Raw genomic sequence first — 4,985 nt, 5'->3', positions numbered from 1 at the left:
CCAGCTCCTCGCTGACAGAACTGTTTGCACCGACGATCCATCAGAATCGACTGGACAGCTGGCCGGGCCACTATCCCTGGATCAAGGCGGAGGGCTACCAGTACTTCCGTAACCGTCTGACCGAAGCCCGCCGCGATGTGGTACATGGGCTGGAGATCACCCTGGATTACTACAAAACCCGCGAACAGCAGGAACGGATGCTCAACATCCTGCAGTTTAAACTGGATGTGTTGTGGACCATGCTGGATTCGATGACCATGGCGTATGAACTGAAGCGTCCGCCGTATCATACGGTCACCGACGAGAAGATCTACCACAAAGGTCTGTTTGCATGAGCAGTGTGGATCAAACAGCTGCGATAACCCTGGAATCGGTGCCTGCGCTGAATCGCATGTTCCGCTTCCAGTGGGAGAAAGCGCAGGACTGTTACGTACTGCTCTATCCCGAGGGGATGGTTAAACTGAACGGCCCCGCCGGTGAAGTGCTGGCGCTGGTCGATGGTCAGCGCACTGCAGCGGATATTATCCAGACACTGCAGGCGAAATTCCCCGATGCCGAGGGGATCGACCGGGATATTCTGGATTTTTTAGGAGACGCCCGTGAGCAACTCTGGATCAGCCTGTAACGGTCAGCCTTCACAGGCGCCCTCTTTAAGCAGTGTCCCAGGTCATGGCCAGCCGCTCTGGTTGCTGGCCGAACTGACCTATAAATGTCCACTGCAGTGCCCCTATTGCGCCAATCCGGTGGACTTTGCCAGTAAAACGGGAGAGCTGACGACCGCTGAGTGGATCGATGTGTTTACCCAGGCCCGTGAACTCGGGGCTGCCCAACTGGGCTTCTCCGGTGGCGAACCACTGGTGCGTCAGGACCTGATTGAGCTGATCCGGGAAGCACGTAATCTGGGTTATTACTCAAATCTTATTACCTCCGGGGTGGGATTAAACGAGCGTAAGATCGCCGATTTCCGCGAGGCGGGGCTGGATCATATTCAGGTCAGCTTTCAGGCCAGTGATGAGTCGGTTAACACTATGCTGGCGGGTTCAAAGAAAGCGTTTAAGCAAAAGTTGAAGATGGCCCGGGAAGTGAAGGCCCAGGGTTATCCGATGGTACTTAACTTTGTGACGCACCGGCATAATATTGATCGGATCGACCGTATTATTGAACTCTGTGTCGAACTTGAAGCGGATTACGTTGAGCTGGCCACCTGCCAGTACTATGGCTGGGCTTTTGAAAATGTCAGACAGTTGCTGCCAACCCATGAACAGTTGAAAAGGGCTGAACGGATCACCAATCAATACCGGGATAAACTGGCAGCGGCGGGTAATCCGATCAAACTGATTTTTGTCACCCCGGATTACTACGAAGAGCGGCCCAAAAAGTGTATGAACGGATGGGGGCAGGTGTTTCTGACGGTAACACCGGATGGTAAGGCGTTACCTTGTCACAGCGCACGGATGCTGCCAGTTGAGTTCTCGAATGTAACAGAGATGTCGTTGCAGCAGATCTGGGATGACAGTCCTGGGTTTAATCACTTTCGTGGTGATCATTGGATGAAAGAGCCCTGTCGCAGTTGTGATGAAAAGGAGGACGATTTTGGCGGCTGCCATTGTCAGGCTTATATGCTGACCGGGGATATGCACAATGCTGATCCTGTGTGCAGTAAGTCCGGGCATCACGAACTGATTCTGAATGCCCGTGCTAAGGCGGAAACGGTTACTGATAATCCGGCTGAATTCGTCTACCGGAATGAGCGTAATTCACGGATTATTGCGACCGATAGCCTTACTTATAGCCTCGTTAAATCCTCTGTGGACTAACGCAAAAAGCCGTTCAGAGAACGGCTTTTTTTAACTCTTTAACGCGGTTCAGACCGGGAAGACCACGTTGCACTGTCCGGTGCCAGAGCTTGGGAAGTATTCGGTCATGACTTCGGCACAGCCTTCATATTTGTCCCAGCCCAGCAGGCCAAACAGCATTGCTGTATCATGCATACCGCCTTCTCCGGAACAGTCCTGAGCATACTTCGGCAGCAGATCGAGAAACGCTTTGGTTTGACCCTTTTTCCACATATCCATCACCATCAGGTCGATCTCCTGATTCAGTGGCTCACTGATTTTGAACATATAGTCGCCAACCACTTTGTTCGGTGGAATCCGGTGTGACAGCGAGCCGCTGGCGAGAAACGCCACCCGTTTATCAGATTTGTTGATCGCCTCAAGAATCGCTTCGCCGACCTGTTTTGATTCCTCCAGGTCTGCGTCATACATCCAGCCAGCGATAGAAACCACTTTAATATCATTGCCAACGCCGAGGTAGCGCAGGGGAACCAGGGTGCCGTATTGAAGCTGCAGGGTTTCAACCTCATGGTGGCAGAGGGTGGTAACACCGTTGTTAGTGGCGATCTCGGCAATCTGCTGCCCCAGTTCAGGGTCGCCGGTGTGGCTGTATTCCATGTTATTGAGAAAGTGAGGGAACTCGGTGCTGGTAAATACCCCGGACATCTCCGGTTTCGCATTGATATGAAAACCGGCATTCACCAGCCAGTGGGTATCTGATATGACGATAGTATCTACTTTACGTTCACGGCACATATCACCGATACGGCGCAGCCCCTGAATTGCCGACTCGCGGATGCCGTGCAGCGGTCCCTCTTTCTCGGAGATAAACATCGAAGGCACATGTGTCACTTTTGCTGCCAGAACCAGTTCGCCCATAACTCACCTCAATACATTGTTGTTATTTGATTTGTTAAACGGAAGTCATTTCCATGGGAGCCAGTATAGGCGGCAGCGGTAAATCGCCTTTGCCATTTAAAGCAAAGCTTTTACCATTTAAGACAGGGCTGATTTTTAGCGCAGAGGACGCAAGAAAAGGCTAAGAGCATTTTTTACCACAGAGGACACAGAGGTAAATCTTTAAAATCTTCTTAACCGCCTTTCTCTGTATTCTCTGGTGAATATTTTCTCAAAGGTGACGGGCGCGGAACGCGGTTGGGGTTTCTCCGGTCCAGCGCTTGAAAGCACGGTTCAGGTGGGCGGGGTCGGAGAACCCCAGCGAGTAGGCGATCTGGGTAATACTCTGGCGGGAATACTGCAAATATTTACGCGCCAGCTCTTCGCGAATCTGATCCCGCAATGTCTGAATGGTGGTGCCGGATTGCGTGAGTTTGTACTGCAGCGTTCTGGGAACCATATTCAGCTCGGTTGCCACCGCTTCCAGCGTCGTTAGTCCCAGCGGCATCAGGTCGATCAGGGCGATACGCACCTGGCCACACAGATCGGCCATCTGTAGGCGCTGCAGATAGTCCTCAACCAGTTTATCGTTCTGCTCAGCCAGCAGAGTGTTTCCCGTTGGCAACTCTTTATTCAGGGTGTCTGCACTCAGCACTAAGCGGTTTTCAGGTGCATTAAAACAGACCGGACACTGGAAGTAGCTTTCCCATAATGCCGGGTTAACCGGTGTCTCACGGGTGAAGCTGACCGATTGCGGGGCGAAACGCTGATCTGACATATCGCGGAACATCTTCACCACCGCACCGAGAAAATAGTCGACCCCTTCGGCAGCAACCAGCGGCCGGTTATCAGTCTGGCGGACCTTCATGGTGAAGTGGAAACATGCCGGTTCAGTTTTCTCCAATGAGAGGTTGCAGCCATCATTGAGCAACACTTCAAAGCGCACCATGCGCTTGAGCGCATCCAGCAGACTGTGACTGGCCCATAATGAGAAACCCAGTGCATGAAAGGTGGTGGGGCAGACATAGCGGGCAACCTGTAAACCGATATCCTCCTGGCCGGTTTCTGTTAACGCCAGCGCCCAGAGTGCACGGGTATGGTCAGCGCTGAAGCGCACATCATTATTACCCTTTTGGGATAGATCTACACCCGCCGCGCGCAGCAGTTCATCGCCGTGATAGCCCAGCGAGTCCAGTGCGCGACCGACGGCGACCGACCAGCCTCCGACAACAGTGGATGACTGCTTGCTGTTGATCTGCGGATGCTGAAGCTGTTGGTCGTTGCCGTGGTTCATCTGATCACAAATAGCTCAAAGACGTAAATGGATAATAAGCCTGTTAATCCTAAGGATACCGTCTATCGTCCCGGTGCGGATAGCATTTATCACAGACCGATAGAGAGAAGCTCTGATTTTATGATTTTCTACCGTGGCCTGCCGCAATTATATTGAGCTGAATTATCAAATAGGGGCTGAAAAGGCGTTGTTTTATATTTATTTAATGAAGTTATTCTTCTATTGTGAGAATATTGATAAATTCTGAATGCCCCTTCAGAGGGCAGGTAAACAAAATAAATAATGAGTGTGCTGTTTTGCAGTTAAAACAGCATAACGTTGAAAGGAGTCAAGATGACAAGCCTTAGCAAGATGCTGAATGTGTTGAATATGTTTGGGCCGGATTCACTGCTGTTAGATGTTGATTCAATAGCCGATGGCATGGGGCTTTCACGGGCTACCGCCTATCGCTATGTCAAAGAGTTGTGCGAATCCGGGTTGCTGAGCCGGGTGGATGGGCAGTATACCCTGGGGCCAAGGATTATCGAGCTGGACTGGATGATGCGTCGCTATGATCCGTTGTTATCGAATGGGCGAGAGATCATTTCTGAGCTGTGTAAAACCACCGGCCTTAATGTTTATATCAGTGTGTTTTACGACGGCCATATCATTAACACCTATATCAATTCGCCGGATACAGAAGCTGGCTTTTCATTTGGCCGGGGGCAGCCTTTGCCGCTGTTTAAAGGGGCTCAGTCGAAAGTGCTGGTGTCCTATCAAAAGGGCCGCAAGCTGAAAAAATTGTTCCATGACGCGATTGAAAATAATGCTGAATATGACTTTACCTGGAAGAGCTTTTCGCAGGTAACCCGTTCCATTCGTCAGGATGGCTACTGCATTACCCATGATGAGCTGAATTCCGGTCTCACCGGTATTGCCGCGCCGATTATCAAGCCGGGGACAGAGGATATTCTGGGCAG

General features: G+C 51.3%; 5 protein-coding genes and 1 pseudogene. 4 read left to right on the top strand and 2 right to left on the bottom strand.

Annotated elements, in window-relative coordinates:
- The 3 genes and pseudogenes from ACQY8X_RS20525 to pqqE all read left to right on the top strand — a co-directional run.
- Positions 1–335: pseudogene (locus ACQY8X_RS20525) on the top strand (pyrroloquinoline-quinone synthase PqqC); the annotation flags it as partial.
- Complete coding sequence (pqqD, locus tag ACQY8X_RS20520) at positions 332–625, top strand: pyrroloquinoline quinone biosynthesis peptide chaperone PqqD (protein WP_428036994.1); 294 nt, start codon at positions 332–334, stop codon at positions 623–625. The pseudogene ACQY8X_RS20525 and the gene pqqD, both read left to right, overlap by 4 nt.
- Positions 600–1,817: a pyrroloquinoline quinone biosynthesis protein PqqE gene (pqqE, locus tag ACQY8X_RS20515; protein WP_428036993.1), complete on the top strand. Its 1,218-nt coding sequence runs from the start codon at positions 600–602 to the stop codon at positions 1,815–1,817. The genes pqqD and pqqE overlap by 26 nt, the downstream gene beginning before the upstream one ends.
- A 48-nt stretch (positions 1,818–1,865) precedes the next feature.
- Here the strand turns inward: pqqE and hpaD are convergent, their stop codons facing one another.
- Entirely contained in the window at positions 1,866–2,714 is an 849-nt protein-coding gene (gene hpaD / locus ACQY8X_RS20510; RefSeq protein ID WP_428036992.1) for a 3,4-dihydroxyphenylacetate 2,3-dioxygenase, read from the bottom strand.
- A 250-nt stretch (positions 2,715–2,964) separates the two neighbouring features.
- Positions 2,965–4,026: an AraC family transcriptional regulator gene (locus ACQY8X_RS20505; protein ID WP_428036991.1), complete on the bottom strand. Its 1,062-nt coding sequence runs from the start codon at positions 4,024–4,026 to the stop codon at positions 2,965–2,967.
- Between the two features lie 333 nt (positions 4,027–4,359).
- Here ACQY8X_RS20505 and ACQY8X_RS20500 point away from each other — a divergent pair.
- Positions 4,360–4,985, top strand: a 626-nt coding sequence (locus tag ACQY8X_RS20500) for an IclR family transcriptional regulator (protein ID WP_428036990.1), incomplete at its 3' end; no start/stop codon positions are given.

This window comes from Amphritea sp. (assembly GCF_050300915.1).
Taxonomy (GTDB): Bacteria; Pseudomonadota; Gammaproteobacteria; order Pseudomonadales; family Balneatricaceae; genus Amphritea.
The sequence above is the reverse complement of the archived record's forward strand: the minus strand, read 5'-3'. Positions and strand labels throughout refer to the sequence as shown.